Source organism: Mucilaginibacter sp. GW821-FHT07H05 (assembly GCF_059418485.1).
Genome location: NZ_JBWKPY010000008.1, coordinates 147991 through 162972, shown reverse-complemented (window position 1 = coordinate 162972; position 14982 = coordinate 147991). Strand labels below are relative to the sequence as shown.

At 45.7% G+C, this 14982-nt stretch carries 12 protein-coding genes; 11 read left to right on the top strand and 1 reads right to left on the bottom strand.

Features of this window, described 5'->3' with window-relative positions; all coding sequences use genetic code 11:
• Positions 1–32: 32 nt before the first annotated feature.
• Positions 33–5864, bottom strand: a complete 5832-nt coding sequence (locus AC07M6_RS20910; protein WP_494892831.1) for an alpha-2-macroglobulin family protein — start codon at positions 5862–5864, stop codon at positions 33–35.
• 180 nt (positions 5865–6044) lie between these two features.
• On the opposite strand from AC07M6_RS20910, the gene AC07M6_RS20905 reads away from it, so the two are divergent.
• From AC07M6_RS20905 to nagA, 11 genes are all read left to right on the top strand, one after another.
• Positions 6045–6452 carry a DUF4476 domain-containing protein gene (locus tag AC07M6_RS20905; protein WP_494892829.1) on the top strand — a complete coding sequence of 136 codons (408 nt, stop codon included), beginning with the start codon at positions 6045–6047 and terminating at the stop codon, positions 6450–6452.
• A gap of 381 nt (positions 6453–6833) precedes the next feature.
• On the top strand, positions 6834–7169 hold the full coding sequence (locus AC07M6_RS20900; protein ID WP_494892828.1) for a tRNA-binding protein: 336 nt from the start codon (positions 6834–6836) through the stop codon (positions 7167–7169).
• Between the two features lies 1 nt (position 7170).
• The gene (locus tag AC07M6_RS20895; protein WP_494892826.1) at positions 7171–7545 is read left to right on the top strand and encodes an SdpI family protein; all 375 of its coding nucleotides are present in this window, start codon (positions 7171–7173) and stop codon (positions 7543–7545) included.
• 2 nt (positions 7546–7547) lie between these two features.
• Positions 7548–8024, top strand: a complete 477-nt coding sequence (locus AC07M6_RS20890) for a nucleoside deaminase (RefSeq protein WP_494892824.1) — start codon at positions 7548–7550, stop codon at positions 8022–8024.
• Between the two features lie 325 nt (positions 8025–8349).
• Entirely contained in the window at positions 8350–9798 is a 1449-nt protein-coding gene (locus AC07M6_RS20885) for a ligand-binding sensor domain-containing protein (protein WP_494892822.1), read from the top strand.
• A gap of 210 nt (positions 9799–10008) precedes the next feature.
• Positions 10009–10620 (top strand): superoxide dismutase, encoded by a 612-nt coding sequence (locus tag AC07M6_RS20880; protein WP_494892820.1) that lies wholly within the window; start codon positions 10009–10011, stop codon positions 10618–10620.
• 324 nt (positions 10621–10944) lie between these two features.
• Positions 10945–11382: a 50S ribosomal protein L13 gene (gene rplM, locus AC07M6_RS20875; RefSeq protein WP_494892818.1), complete on the top strand. Its 438-nt coding sequence runs from the start codon at positions 10945–10947 to the stop codon at positions 11380–11382.
• Between the two features lie 19 nt (positions 11383–11401).
• Entirely contained in the window at positions 11402–11788 is a 387-nt protein-coding gene (gene rpsI, locus AC07M6_RS20870) for a 30S ribosomal protein S9 (protein ID WP_494892816.1), read from the top strand.
• A gap of 21 nt (positions 11789–11809) precedes the next feature.
• The gene (rpsB, locus tag AC07M6_RS20865; protein ID WP_494892814.1) at positions 11810–12676 is read left to right on the top strand and encodes a 30S ribosomal protein S2; all 867 of its coding nucleotides are present in this window, start codon (positions 11810–11812) and stop codon (positions 12674–12676) included.
• A gap of 87 nt (positions 12677–12763) precedes the next feature.
• Positions 12764–13603 (top strand): translation elongation factor Ts, encoded by an 840-nt coding sequence (gene tsf, locus AC07M6_RS20860; RefSeq protein WP_494892812.1) that lies wholly within the window; start codon positions 12764–12766, stop codon positions 13601–13603.
• Between the two features lie 156 nt (positions 13604–13759).
• Complete coding sequence (gene nagA, locus AC07M6_RS20855; RefSeq protein ID WP_494892810.1) at positions 13760–14878, top strand: N-acetylglucosamine-6-phosphate deacetylase; 1119 nt, start codon at positions 13760–13762, stop codon at positions 14876–14878.
• Positions 14879–14982: the final 104 nt, after the last annotated feature.

The window sequence follows — 14982 nt, the reverse complement described above, 5'->3', positions numbered from 1 at the left end:
CTACGCCCAGCGTTTTGCGCATCGGTTCAGGTTTAGTCTATCTTTAATATCTTCATTCCTTCCCGGCCATAAAATACAGGGAAGTACATCATTTCCGCTTTGGCGGGATTTACCTGGTAGGTGCCGCCATAACGTGGCGTTAGCGTAAGGGTGAAAACATGCTTACCGGCGTATAACTTGCGGCAAAAAATACTCACCTTGTTTTTAAAGTACTCGCGGTGCACTTCGTTATTACCATAGGCTTGTTCCTTGTTTTGGTAACTGCAGCCAGCCGGGATAGGTATCTCTACCATTACATAGTCGGCATCGGCCCGGGCAATAACTTCGGCTCTTAGGGTAATTGCCTCACCGCCTTTTACGGTGGTAATGGTATCCCTGTTTTTTACAAACCGGGTATTAACGGTAAAATCCTTGCTCACTTTTTCGGGCTTGGGGTTCCAAAACTTTTGGTAAGCAGTAATGTATACCGGCATAGTGCCGGTCTTTTTTACCGTCAAAGCCGCATCCCCGCTAAGGGTTGTAGTATAGGGGAATTTGGTAACGGTTTCGTTCTTATTCCCGCTAAGGGTAATTACCGATGGCCCGGGCTTTTTACCTCCAATCAGCAGATCAGGCAGTATGGTTTCCAGTATCTGTGCCGATTCATAAGTATTGCGCCAGTAACCGTCCCCGCGCTGTTCTAAAAAGTAATTGCGCAGCCGGGCTAACAGATCGGGGTGTTTGCCTTCCGTTTTTAATAGTTGATAAGCTAACAGGCTTTCGTGTATCGAGTTGCTGAAAAAACTGTAGTTAGCGTTGCCCCAGTATACATTGCCAAACATGGTTTGGTGCATCCATTTCATTAAACTATCCTGCTGTAAGGGCTGGCCGTTCTGCTGTTTTATTAGCATCAGGCGCAGCTTATCGTACAGGCTGGGTTTGTATTTTGGACTAAGTTCTTTTTGATAAGCGGCGATGATCCCTGCATAATCCGCTTTGGCGCCCAGTTTTTTAAGCAACAGCATTACCGTTAGCTTGTCCTCCCCTTTATAAGCGGCCGATTGGTAAAGCAGGTAATCTATCAACCTTTGCTTATCCAATAGCGTTTTAAAGCCCTGCGTTTCGGCTTCCAGCAGGGCCTCCGCCGCGTGCAGGCTGATCCACAGCTCTTCGTCGGTATCCTTCCACCAGCCCCAGGTGCCTTGCGCGCGGCGGTTCTCCTGTAGCTTTTTAATGATCTCGCTGATGTTTTTATCGTACTTAAAAGGTTCGTTCAGATAAGCCTTGATCTTCTTTTCGGCTAATAGTCCTTTTAGTTTAGATGCCAGCTGTTCGTTACACAGGTATTCGTAATCGCGCAGGCGCTGCGTTTCATCTAACAGCGATGGCAGTACCGATGCTTCGGCCCGGAAAGTGCCTTCTTTTAGCTTAGGATCCAGCTGAATGATGAGGGTAGTATCTTTATCCAGCGCCGCGAAGGTGCCTTTGGTTTCCAATGTGCCCTGCTCAAATAGCGGGATATTCCGCTTCTCTCCATCAAAATAACCATTGGCCCGTTTTACGGTGTATTCAAAACTCAGGCTGTCCTTTCCGGTAGCAGTTACTGTAAAGGTATCTATCAGCGAATTTTTTATAGTGATGTCCTTTTCGCTTTGTAATACGCCGTTGTATTTAAAGACGCGTTGCAGCTTTACGGTATCGGTGGTATAGTTCAGCACCTTGCCTATAGGGTTCAACACATCGCCCCTGATGGCAAACAGCGGCGCGGTAAAGTTAGCGCTCAATGGCTTATATGCTTTAATGCTGCCCTCGGCTACGCCCGATTGCCTGTTAGCAGTCATGCCAGCCACCACGGTACGCCAATTGGTAATATCATCGGGGAAAGTGGTTTTAAAGGTAGCGTTGCCCTGTTCATTAGTGATGAGTTTGGGTTGCCAGTAAGCGTAATCTGAGAAGTTTTTGCGCAATGTTTGCGGTTGGGCCGCATCGTTAGCTAAACCCTTGCCTGCTGTTTTTTTGGTGGTGATAATGATAGCGCCCGCTGCAGCATTTGCTCCGTACAAGGCTGTTGCCGAAGCTCCGCTTAAAATTTGGATATCGGCAATCAGCGCCGGGTCCATTGTGCTCATATCAAATGATACAACTACTCCGTCAACCACTACAACGGGTTTCGTCGCGCTTCCTCCCTGGATGCTGCTATTGCCTCGCAGCATAATATTTACCCCTGCTGCTTTACCCGCCAGTGCGGTGCTGATGCTGGAGACGGAGCCTGTAACATCGCGCCTCATTTGCACTCCATAACCTACCACTGCAACTTCCTGTAGTGATTGGGAGCTGGGTTTTAAATATACTTTAACGCGCTGCCCTTTACGGATAGGAGTTTCTTCCACTATGTATCCGATGTAACTGATCACCAGCTTACCGTTTTCAGGTACTTTGATCCGGAAATATCCATTGCGGTCGGTATTTGTACCGGTTGATGTACCCTTTATTTTTATGGTTACGCCCGGCAGGGGCATTTTATCATCCTGCGCATAAACGTAGCCGTCCATCTCGCCGTTTAGTTGGCTAACATCCAGGTATTTGTCATTAAAAGTTTCTTTTATTTGCTGCACCACCTGTGCGTTGTTACCGGCATAGCGCTGGTAATTATCAATAATGTCCGCAATCTTCCTGCTGATGCTATCGGCCTCATGCGGTTTGATGGTGCCTGTATGGTAGAAGTTTTTACCATACGGTTTAATCATCACATCCTCCTGCAAAAAGTAAGTATTGCCTTTCAGCAAATAAAGGATGCGGTACCTGCCCGGTGCAAAACGGCCTAAATAGGTGCGGTTACCCGAAAAAATGCTCATAAAATCCGGATCATTATTTTTATATACGATCACATTTTTTACAAAGGGGCTGCTGCCATTACCCAGCTTACCAACAGTGATATTCAGTTCGCCACCATTGCTGCCATAATTATAGCTGACAGGAAAAAGTTCGGTTGTGTTGCTGCGCAGATCGAGGTAGTTTTGCCACAGGGTATCCACCGCCCTTTGGGTTAGCGCGTATTGCTTGTAATCGGTTAGCCGGTTAGATGTGTTTAAGTTTTTACCGAAACCATACCTGGTTGGGAGTGATTTTTGCCTGATCAACCCGGGTTCAAACTGGTATGAGTAGCCATTTTCGGCCGTAAAATACCAGGCTTCCCCGCCTTTTGGGCTAAATGTTGCCAGGTTACCGCTAACAGGGCCAATGGTTAGCAGGTTAGACTGGCTTGATCTGTTATAATACGCGTAACCCATGTTCTCACCATTCAGCAAAAAGATGCGGTTATCCTGCTTAACTGTTGCCATCCGATCGCCATAATTGGGCACAATGCCAATCAGGTATTTACTGATCAGGTCTGCCTCGTAAGTGGTGAGCGTATCCGGCATCGTCTTAAACCCGGCGGCTTTATTTTTTAGCGTATCAGCATTTAAGGATAAGATCAGTTTTTTATGCACAGGCACATTTACATCCCGCAGCTGGATTTGTTGATTGGCAGTACGGAAACGCAGCGTATGTACGCCCGGTTTTACATTGAAACTATACCGCTGCACATCGCTTGTTTTGCTGAAATACACCGGCACCTCGTCGATATACAAAATATGTACCGGGATAATGTCGCCATTCTTCATCACAAAAGGCGCTATTTGGGTAGAGTCGTCGGGGTTGGCCTCGGCTTGCTGGTATATGGTAAGCGGGTGTGTGAATTTGTAATACTCAATACTATCCAATCCCATTTGCCTGCTCCAGCGCAGCCAGTTTAGCTTTAAGCTGCCGTTGCTGCCGGGCTGCAGCATATTTAAGGCGTTGCCGTATTTCCTGTCGGGATATATTTTGCCCAGGTAAGGGATATTTGGCAGGCGATAATTTTCAAATTTTGAGGTGATGGCATAAGCCGTTACGTCGGCGCCCTGTACAGGACGGCCCTGGTCGTCCTTAATATTGATGGTAATATCCGCCTGCTGACCAGGAAAAACGGTGACCGGCTGCTTTACACCTATGGATAAATATTTATCCTGATAAGGCACCCTGATCTCCTGGTACTGGGTGCGCCCAGCCCACAGGTAATTAATCAGTACGGATACGCTTTCGCGGTGGGGGAAAGGTTTGGCATAATTAAGGGTAGTACCCCAACCCCTTTCCATTACACGGTTGCCGGCAAATATAGTATACCACAACTTGGCCCGGTGCGGATTAGTAACGTTAATAAATAAGGAATCGGCAGTGCGGTAACCCGACGCGTTGATCCCCGCGTTAAACTGCGATGCATTGATAGTTGTACTTATGCTGTCGGCTTTAACTATATAGGTACTTACCGCTGGATCAATGATTAACCGGGCCGGTAAATTAATGCCGGCTTTTGAGAGCGTATCGTTATGATCGCCAAGGGTGTAAAGGGTGGCTAAGGCTTTTTGTTCGCGCCCCAGTATTTGGTAGTTCAGTTTCAGAGTATCAGCATCCAGCTTGTTGAGTATCTTGCCCGGCTGATTAATATATGTGAGATATTTAGTTTGCTCGCGGCGCTCGTTATTGCTATTAAGCAGCGTTACGCGGGCCATGTAGGATATCCTTGCATTGGGGAATACCGAATCGGGAAGGGTGAGTTTAGTTTCACCTACCTGCTCCAACGGCATGGTATGTTTCCACAGGGTATCGGGTACAAAAACATGTGCGCCTTTAAAGTCATAAGCGTTTTGCGCCTGCAGCACAACTTCCACCCGCCCATCGGGTACATCCAACCCGTTATCGTCTGTCGCGCGGAAATACAACGATACCGGCAGCCCCGGCGAATGCTCCGCTTTATCGGCCCTGACGGTGAATTTATTGGTGGTCAGCTCATAATCCTCGTACCGGAACACGCCCTGCTGGTATACCGTACGCCTGGCCAGGTAAGCTTCCTCGTTATCGCCATCGTAATTATCCAGGTTATATTTTTTGCTCGATAAAGATTCCAAACTGATGTAGTAATCCCTGTCCAGCCGCAAATCCATACTATCGGTTAGTTTAAAGCGGTATTCGTAACCGCCCTTGCGGTAGGGCGTGGCATAGCCAATGATCTTGCCATCGGCCCACCTGTCATCCTTTAATCGAACAATCACCTTGCTATCGCCTATGGGTTTCTTGCCGCCATTGCTCACTACAAATGCTTTCAGCTTAACCGTATCGCCGGGGCGGTATTTTGGCTTGTTAAATACCAGGTAGCCCGGGTTTGTTTTAGGGTCGGCATAGCGGTTAGGTATTTCTTTTTTAAACAGTTTGCGGAAGGGTTGTGTAATCTTTGCCCAAAACTTAGCCAGCCAGCTCCGGTTATCATTGCGCTGATAGGGGCGGTAAACCTGCTCCTTTACCTTATAAAAATTGCTGACGCCCCTGTAGCTAATGCGCAACAGGGTATCCTTTTTTGTTTTAGGGGTATGATATAAGCGGGCCCCGGTATCGTACATAATTTGTTTATTGCCGCTGTATACCAAGGCGTCAGCCACCTCCTGATGGGCGCTGTCCAATAGCACAAATTGCAGATCGCGGTGGTTATCCAGCAGCTTAAACCAGGCCGTGCGCTGCTCTATCAACTGGTATTGCAAACGGTTTTCAACAGCGGTTACCTTCAGGTAATTGCCCGCGGGCAGGTGCAGGGCTTTGGGCTTATCGGCCGGGAACGAATCTACCGGCAGGCGCAGGATCTGATCGTTAATGAGCTGGGGTTTATTGGCGTAGAACAGCCTTGCCGCCGCGTCGTCCAGCGGGTAGATATAAGTGTAAAATCCACTGATGCGGCTATTACTCAGCGGCTTTTGCGCCAGCGCCCCAACCGTAACAACCGAAAACAGCATTAAAAGGAAAGTTTTTTTCATAAGATATATCCGGGCATTTCAGGTAAGATGCCGGCAGGCATGGTATTCCATAAAGGTGATTAAAAAATTATTTAATAATCCTGGTGCAAATGGATGTTCATTTAGTTTTAGCAAATAGCGAAGTTCTTTTCGGCTACAAATGATAATTATTTCCTAATTTTAAATCCCTAATAAAATGTTATGAAAAAATATATCATGTTATCTTTCCTGATGGTATCGGGTTTGATCGCTACCGTAAATGCAGCTGCGGCAAGCCATTATACTGTTTGGCAGGATGGTAAAATTATACACCCCAAAACAGCCATAACCAAAGAGCAACTGACGGTTATACTGAATAGTATACGCAGCAAGGCTACCGATGCCGAGAAGCTGGTGGTATTTAAAGACAGCCTGAAAAATAAAGGCATTATGGTTGAACAGGTAATTACCCTGATGCACCAGATGAACGAAGATGCTAAATATGAAGCCGCTATTTATGCCTTTCAATACACTACTGATTTTAAAAAATACGATAGGATACAGGACCTTTTTGGTGTAGAGGCGCATAAGCAGATGCTGCAGGATTACGTAGACCGGCACCGTAAGTAATAGCAAACATGTAAATAACCTCCGTCATGCCTGGTTTCAATCCTGGCGGACTTTAAAGGTTAAATAACACAGGAAGCGGAGGGTTTGTGCGACTCCCCTCTCCAAAGTAATAGCCCACCAATAGGTAGCTTGCACCAGACGTTCCTATGGAACGAAAGATTTGCCTATGTGATATGCTACCAACCAGTCGTTCCTACGGAACGCAATGCATAGTTCATCCCGTAGGGATGTTTGGTTGGTAGAAAAAAGCAACAAAAGCCATTGCGTTCCATAGGAACGTCTGGTGAAATTTGCCACCTTGCTTATTTGTGTGTTATTACGCGCTCAAGAGGGAAAATGAAAAACAAGCAAATCAGCATAACCTAATAAATAAATTAATAAATGGATACCATCACCTGGCATGATTTTGAAAGGGTAGAACTGCGGACCGGTACGGTTTTAGAAGTGCTGGATTTCCCCGAAGCACGGAAACCTGCTTATAAGCTAAAGGTTGATTTTGGCGATTTCGGCATCCGCTGGTCAAGCGCGCAGATCACTAAGCATTATACCAAAGAAGAACTGCCTGGCCGGCAGATCATCGGCGTGGTGAACTTCCCTAAAAAACAGATCGCCAACTTTATGTCGGAGTTTTTGGTGACCGGCTTTGCCGATGAGAACGGTGATATTGTGCTTTCGGCTATTGATAAACCCGTGCCCGATGGCAGTAAACTGATATAGTATGAAGGAAGCAGTAGAATGGATAGTTGGCCCGCAGATTATTGGTTTGGTGTTTTTGCTTTTCGGCTATATTCAAAAAGTATCCCCGCCAAAAAAAATCAATAACTATTATGGCTACCGCAGCCCGGCCGCCCAAAAAAACCAGGAGACTTGGGACGAGGCTAACCGCTATTCGGCCATAAGGATGATCAAAACCGGCGCCATATTATTAGTTGCCGGCGTGCTGGTTACCTTACTGGTGAAAACAATCCCAATGCCCGAAAAGATCAGGTCGATTACATCTTTCGTGTTGATTTTAGCATCGGCTATGGGTAGCGCTATCAGCATGATGAGCGCGACAGAACGCCACCTGGAAAAAACTTTTGACGCCAGATAGTAATGAGATATATCAATTTTGAGGGTGAGGATACTGTATCGCCCGATGATTTTTTTATGGCCGAGGCCCTGCGTGAAGCCCGCCTGGCTTTAGCCGAAGATGAGATCCCTATCGGCGCTATAGTAGTTTGCCAGGGGAAGATCATAGGCCGCGGGCATAACCTCACCGAGCGGTTAACCGATGTATCTGCCCATGCCGAAATGCAGGCGCTTACCGCCGCGGCCAATTATATAGGCGGCAAATACCTGAAGGATTGTACCCTGTATGTAACCATGGAACCTTGTGTAATGTGCGCCGGCGCAAGCTATTGGTTCCAGATAGGTAAAATAGTGTTCGGCGCTTATGATGCCCGCCTGGGTTTCGGGCGTTTAAATCAAAAGATCACCCATCCTAAAACCGTTATTACCGGGGGGATCAGGGAAAACGAATGCTCGGAACTGGTAAAGGAGTTTTTCAGGAAGAAGCGGTTGAAGGGGTAGGTGGCTAACCATGAGAAGCGGCGGCGTTGCGCGATTCCCCCCCCCATAGGGAGGGTGGAGGGAGGGGTTTAACCCGGCGGGCGCCTAAATAGATTTGCAAATCGTGTAAACCCCTCCCCGCCACTACACTGCCCACCGCACCCCTCCCCATGGGAGGGAACCTAATTAGCGGCGAAAATATTATTTAACATATCGGCATGTAACTTTAACATTTCATTAAATGTTTTCATGCAATTATTAAATAAATTAGCCGTTTGCTTTTTATGTTTATAGGGGACCTTTATATAATTAAAACAGATTGCCATATTAGCGCTAAATACACCCTATGAACTTCCGCCGCCTGTTGCTTGTTTCCCTTTTTAATATTCTGTCATCCGCCGTACTTTTCGGGCAAAATCTTTTCCAGGAAAAACTGGATATATGCAGCAATGTGAAATTCTGCATGGATTGCGGTACACCAAAAGCCACCTGCGATCCGTTTGTACTGGCCACCATTTGCGACAGGATCAACCACCGGTATAATTTCAGAGGCGGCTCGGGCAGTATCACCTTCCAGGTATTGGTTGACCCTGCCGGCAACAGCTGTGTGCTAAGCCATGATGATGCTTCGAACAGTCCGCTCACATCCGAACTGATCGTTAGTTTAAATACCTGTATCTGGAAACCGGCTATGGTTGATGGCAAGCCGGTAAACGCGTCGGTTAATGTAATGTTTACTATTGCTAACGGCAGGATCTCGGGCCAAATGCTGCGGATGGACCTGGATGAACTGAAAGCCCCGGACAGCGCTACGGTTTACAATAAGCAATATAAATACAGCAATCCATCGTTAAGCACCTATAACTTTACGGTGCTGACTAAATACAATTCGCCCCTGCCCGATAACATGAGCCAGGCCTCGCTTGTAGATAAGGCCGATACCCTGTGGTATGCTACAGCAAAGGGGATCATCAAGTTTGATGGCAAGTATTTTTATCCCGTTAACGGGGGCAACTCGCCATTTGCCTTAACGCCCGAAGTATCATCTATGGCTACCGATAAGGATAATAATAAATGGCTGTATGCCGACCGCAATGTATATATGTATAATAATACAGGCTGGCAGTTATTTAACCCGGCGCAGTTTGGCATCTCAAAACCCTATCGCATTATTACCACAGCCACGGGCGAGCTTTTTTTACCCAACAGTAAAGGCCTGCTGATATTACGCAACGGCAAGTTCAGGCTGATTGATAACCAGGTTATTTTAGAGCTGCCATCAAACAACGTGTATTATGCTTATTATGATAGCCGGGGCCGCTTATGGATAGGTACTGATAAGGGGAGTATCATGATCAATAAAAAACAAAAAACAACCATGTTTAACGGCTCAAAAACGCCGCTTGACAATGTGTGTATCACCAATATGACGGAAGATGAACAAGGCAATCTGTACTTCTCTATGAATGCCGTTAAAAAGCAAACCGGTAATAATGACGAGGAGGGCCTTGCCGTATTGAGCGCCGATGGCAAATGGACGCACTATAACGATGAAAATTCGGGTATGCCGGCTAACCATGTCAGCACCCTGTTATATGATAAGTTTGAACATGTTTTGTGGCTGGGCACTGATAAATCGGGCCTGGTAAGGTTCGATTTAAAAAATGGCTGGGAAAACTATCATAACAATAATTCTACCGTTCCGGGACACGATATTCTTCAGTTGTCGCAGGATTCTAAAGGGGGTATTTACGTGGCTACAGCTAACGGATTGTTGTTGGTTAAGAAGAAGTAGTTATTTTGGGATTTCACCGATGAGATTATGATTTCCCGATAATACAACTTTGTGTCCTTTGTGGTTCCCCTCTTTGTGCCCTTTGTGGTTAAATCATCATAGCGTTCTAAAAATCATGGTCAAATTCTGACATTAATTTAGAACAAAACTAATCCTCATCGCTTATATTTGCAGCAATACATTGATATTTAACCTTAAAAAATAACCATTATGGCATTTGAATTACCGGCGTTACCTTACGCTACCGACGCCCTGGAACCACACATTGATAAAATGACTATGGAAATTCACCATGGTAAACACCACCAGGCTTATGTTACCAACTTAAATAAGGCTTTAGAAGGCAAACCCGAGGCAACAGCCAAAATTGAGGACATTATTAAAAACATTTCAAAATTCCCGCCTGCGGTGCGCAATAATGGTGGCGGCCACTATAACCACTCGCTGTTTTGGACCTTGTTATCGCCTAATGGCGGCGGCGAGCCAACCGGCGAACTGGCTGAAGCTATTAAAAGTACATTCGGCTCGTTTGGTGAATTAAAAACCAAAATATCTGAAGCCGGTGCAACCCGTTTCGGATCGGGCTGGGCATGGTTAATTGTTACTGCCGACAAAAAACTGGCCGTAACATCAACCCCTAACCAGGATAACCCGTTAATGGACCTGCCCGAAGTAACCAAAGGTACCCCTATACTGGGTATCGACGTTTGGGAGCATGCTTACTACCTGAAATACCAGAACCGCCGCCCGGATTACCTGGCCGCTATCTGGAACGTAATTAACTGGAACCACGTAGCCGAACTTTACGCGAAAGCGAAATAAGTTAAGCGATAAAATAGCAAAAGGGGCTGTCTCATATTTGAGTACAGCCCCTTTTTATTTAAACCGGCTTCTCAACCTAAACCCGGATTGGCGGAAAGCTTTTTTATGATTTCACCGATTTGGTAATGATTTCACCGATTATGCCTCTGTGTCCTCTGTGATTTCTCTCTCCGTGAACTCTGTGGTTAAATCGCCATCACCTACTCATCTAACTTTTTTAACAATTTCCGCCACACCCACTTGTAAATTAAACAAATAGGCGTATCTTTGCAGTCCCGAAAATACGGGGTATTAATAAAGTTTAATTAATTTAATTCAAAGCAAGTGAATACGTTAAGTTACAAAACTGTCTCAGCCAACAAAAAAACCGTTAACAAACAATGGGTTGTTGTTGACGCACAAGGCGAGATTTTGGGGCGCTTGTCTTCTAAGATCGCAATGATGATCCGTGGAAAACACAAGCCAGAGTTCACCCCGAACGTAGACTGCGGCGATAACGTTATTGTTATCAATGCAGACAAGGTAAAACTGACCGGAAACAAATTTGCCGAAAAGCAATATGTTTCTTACACTGGTTATCCAGGTGGTCAGCGTTTCATTTCTCCTAAGGAGTTAATGGCAAAGCATCCTACCCGTGTAGTTGAAAAAGCTGTACGTGGTATGTTACCTAAAAATCGTTTGGGCCGTGCATTATTTGGTAACCTGCATGTTTACGCAGGTGCAGAACACCCACATGCCGCACAAAATCCAACAACCATTTAATTTTTAAAGGAGAAAGAAAATGCCAACAACTAACACTTCAGGCAGAAGAAAAACAGCCGTTGCCCGCATTTACCTGACTGCAGGAAGCGGGATTGTTACCGTTAACGGTAAAGATTACAAAGAGTACTTCCCAACATTGCCATTGCAATACATTATTACCCAGGCACCTGAAGTATCGGGCACAGCCGGACAGTATGATGTAGTGGTAAACGTTGCAGGCGGTGGCGTAAAAGGACAGGCAGAAGCCGTTCGTTTAGCTATTGCTAAAGCTATTGTTGAACTGGATGCTGAAAAGAAACCAGCGCTGCGTGCTAAAGGTATCATGACCCGCGATGACCGTATGGTTGAGCGTAAGAAACCAGGCCGCAAGAAAGCACGTAAGAGATTCCAATTCAGTAAACGTTAAAATTTTAGGAGGACAACAACAATGGCAAGAACAACATATCAGGATTTACTGGATGCAGGTGTACACTTTGGCCACCTTACCCGCAAATGGGATCCAAAAATGTCTCAGTACATTTTTATGGAGCGCAACGGTATCCACATTATCGATTTAAATAAAACCTTAGTAAAGGTTGAAGAAGCTGCTACAGCTATCAAACAAATAGTAAAATCGGGCCGCAAGGTATTATTCGTAGCTACCAAAAAACAAGCTAAGGATATTGTAGCCGATTATGCAAAAAACGTAAATATGCCTTTCGTAACCGAACGTTGGTTAGGTGGTATGTTAACCAACTTTGCAACCGTACGCAAGTCGATCAAAAAGATGTCTAACATCGATAAACTGACTAAAGACGGTACTTACGGTAACCTTTCTAAAAAAGAGCGTCTGATGATCCAGCGCGAGCGTATCAAATTAGAAACCCTGTTAGGTGGTATCTCTGATCTGAACCGTTTACCTGCTGCATTATTTTTAATTGACGTTAAGAAAGAGCACATCGCTGTAGCTGAAGCTATGAAATTGAATATCCCAACCTTTGCTATGGTGGATACCAACTCAGACCCTTCAAACATCGATTTCCCTATACCTGCAAATGACGACGCTACCAAATCAATCTCATTGGTTACCGGTATCATCATCCAGGCTATACAGGAAGGTTTAGACGAGCGCAAGCGCGAAAAAGAAGATGAAGCTGAAAAAGAAGCAGTTGCTGCTAAAACCAAAATTGATGCTCCTGAAGCTGCGGCTCCAGCTGCGCCGGTTGAAGGTAAACGCAAGCGCGTAACTGCCGAGGCTGAAGCTGCTGCAACACCTGCTGCTGCCGATACCGCTGCTGAATCAACAGAAGAATAAATTTTTATAGTCGTAAGTCTTGAGCCGTAAGTCTTGATGACTTCGGACTTTAGACTTACGACTTTTAACTTATAACACAAAAACAAAATGTCCACAGTACAAATTTCTGCATCGGATGTAAATAAACTGCGCCAGCAAACTGGAGCAGGCATGATGGATTGCAAAAAAGCTTTAACCGAAACCAATGGTGACTTTGAAGCTGCAGTTGATTTTTTAAGAAAAAAAGGAGCTAAAGTAGCTGCAAGCCGTCAGGATCGTGAAAGCAACGAAGGCGTTGTGATTGCACGCACCAGCGCCGATGGCAAAACCGGTGTTATTATTGAGCTGAATTGCGAAACAGATTTCGTAGCTAAAAATGCCGACTTTATTGCTTTTGCTAACAGCATTGCAAACACAGCAGTTGAGAAAAACCCTGCCGACTTAGCAGCGTTAAACGCTTTAACTATTGATGGCCAAACTATTGCTGATGCCACTATCGAAAAAACAGGTACCATCGGCGAGAAGATCGGCGTATCTAAATACGAAGTGATCACCGGCGAGAAAGTTGTTGCTTACATACACGGTAACTACCGTTTAGGTGTATTGGTAGCTTTAACTGCAGCACCTGCAGGTATTGACGAAGCTGGTAAAGACGTAGCCATGCAAATTGCTGCGATGAACCCTATCGCTGTTGATAAAGACGGTGTTGATTCATCAGTTATTGAGCGTGAGTTAGAGATTGCTAAAGACGTGATCCGCCAGGAAGGCAAACCTGAAGAAATGGTTGAAAAGATTGCTGCAGGTAAACTGAACAAGTTTTACAAAGACAGCACCCTGTTAAACCAGGAGTTTGTAAAAGATTCTTCTAAAACAGTTGCCCAGTTTTTGGCCACTGTTGAAAAAGGCCTTACAGTAACCGCATTTAAGCGGGTAGCTTTAGGAGCTTAATATTTAAATCCCTCCCGAATTTCGGGAGGGATTTTTTTTGACCTTTTGTTTTTAAAGCATGTCATGCTGAACTTGTTTCAGCACCCCATACGAAAGGCAACGCGTACATAACCTGTTTGATGAGATGCCGAAATAAATTCGGCATGACAAAGAATTATGATAACAGCCTTACATAACGCTCAAATCATCACCAATGGAGAAACTATCTCCGGAAAAGCGGTATTAATTGAAAATGGTAAAATAAAGGTTATTGTTGACGAGGACGCAATTCCGGCTGACGCTAACCGCATCAACCTCAACAACGCTTATCTCAGTCCCGGTTTCATCGACCTGCAAATTTATGGCACCGGTCAATATTTCTTTGGCGGGCAACCATCGGTAGTTAATCTTGCCGGGATGGAAGCAGACCTGCTAAGCCAGGGCTGCACCGGCTTTATGGCCACCATTGCCACCAACAGTAATGATGTGGTAGAAGCCGGCATAGCGGCTGCAAAGGCTTATCGCCCGCAGGCTAAGGGTAACTTTTTAGGCTTGCACCTGGAAGGTCCGTACCTTAACCCCAAACGCCGCGGCGCTCATCCCGAAAAATATATTAAAAAAGCCACCCTTGCTGAAGTAAAAACCTGGGTAGAAATGGCCGAAGGTGAGATCAGGATCATGACCATTGCCCCCGAATTGCAGGATACCGAAGTGCTGACTTACCTGGATGAGCAGGGCATTATCCTGTCATCCGGCCATAGTGATGCTACTTATGCGCAGGCAAAGGGCTTTATCCATCATCCCGTAAAGGCAATAACGCATTTATACAATGCCATGCCCCAAATGCACCACCGCGAACCGGGTATTATCCCGGCAATATTTGAAGAAAGGCCTTATACCAGCGTAGTGGCCGATGGCATCCATGTCAATTTTACCATGATCAGTCTGGCCAAGCGCGAATTAGGCGATAAGCTCTTTCTTATTACCGATGCCGTTGCCGAAGCCAGTGAAGGGACCTACCAGCATCATTTTACCGGCGACAGGTTTGTTATGCCCGATGGTACACTATCAGGATCGTGCCTGACGATGTTGAAGGCGGTACAAAATTGTGTTACTCATGCTAACATTTCGCTGGCCGAAAGCGTTAACATGGCATCGCTATACCCGGCGCAACTGGCAGGCTTAACAACTAAAGGGAAAATTGAGGCAGGTTATGATGCGGATATATTGGTGTTTAACAGTGCTTTTGAAGTGCAAGACGTAATGCTTAACGGGCATTTAACAATGTCTGTTTAAGAAAAAACACAGTATGTCATTGCGAGGAGCCGGGGAGGGTTAGAGCGGAGCGCGACGTGGCAATCCCGTCGCTTGTAAACGAACTACGAGATTGCCGCGCTACG

Bases quoted from the DNA above. Each gene is read 5' to 3' on its own strand.
- AC07M6_RS20885 (WP_494892822.1), top strand. From the start codon at position 8,350: ATGAACTTCCGCCGCCTGTTGCTTGTTTCCCTTTTTAATATTCTGTCA.
- rpsI (WP_494892816.1), top strand. From the start codon at position 11,402: ATGCCAACAACTAACACTTCAGGCAGAAGAAAAACAGCCGTTGCCCGC.
- AC07M6_RS20900 (WP_494892828.1), top strand. From the start codon at position 6,834: ATGGATACCATCACCTGGCATGATTTTGAAAGGGTAGAACTGCGGACC.
- AC07M6_RS20880 (WP_494892820.1), top strand. From the start codon at position 10,009: ATGGCATTTGAATTACCGGCGTTACCTTACGCTACCGACGCCCTGGAA.
- AC07M6_RS20905 (WP_494892829.1), top strand. From the start codon at position 6,045: ATGAAAAAATATATCATGTTATCTTTCCTGATGGTATCGGGTTTGATC.
- nagA (WP_494892810.1), top strand. From the start codon at position 13,760: ATGATAACAGCCTTACATAACGCTCAAATCATCACCAATGGAGAAACT.
- AC07M6_RS20895 (WP_494892826.1), top strand. From the start codon at position 7,171: ATGAAGGAAGCAGTAGAATGGATAGTTGGCCCGCAGATTATTGGTTTG.
- AC07M6_RS20910 (WP_494892831.1), bottom strand. From the start codon at position 5,864: ATGAAAAAAACTTTCCTTTTAATGCTGTTTTCGGTTGTTACGGTTGGG.
- AC07M6_RS20890 (WP_494892824.1), top strand. From the start codon at position 7,548: ATGAGATATATCAATTTTGAGGGTGAGGATACTGTATCGCCCGATGAT.
- tsf (WP_494892812.1), top strand. From the start codon at position 12,764: ATGTCCACAGTACAAATTTCTGCATCGGATGTAAATAAACTGCGCCAG.
- rpsB (WP_494892814.1), top strand. From the start codon at position 11,810: ATGGCAAGAACAACATATCAGGATTTACTGGATGCAGGTGTACACTTT.